Below are 257 nucleotides of genomic sequence, written 5' to 3' on the forward strand. Positions count from 1 at the left end.
GGCGGTTTCCGACTCTTCGCTCTTACAAGTGCGCGATCTGACGGCACGTGACGTGTTCGAAGCGGCTAAACAGCAGGATAAGACCGCGCTTGAAGTCGTCGATTATGTCGCAAAACATTTAGGCCTCGTGCTCGGAAATCTGGCAAGCGCCATGAATCCGACAAAAATCGTGCTCGGCGGAGGCGTGTCTAAAGCGGGGGAAATCCTGCGGTCAAAAGTGGAAGAGACCTTCAAAATCACCGCGTTCCCGCGTTCTG

Annotated in this window: 1 protein-coding gene; it reads left to right on the forward strand. The window is 54.5% G+C overall.

Annotated elements, in window-relative coordinates; all coding sequences use genetic code 11:
* Nucleotides 1-257: ROK family protein (locus tag SB660_RS21925; protein ID WP_410584551.1), on the forward strand; the 257-nt coding region annotated here is incomplete at both ends.

Origin of the sequence: Bacillus sp. SIMBA_005 (assembly GCF_046535585.1) — a bacterium.
Lineage (GTDB): Bacteria > Bacillota > Bacilli > Bacillales > Bacillaceae > Bacillus > Bacillus pumilus.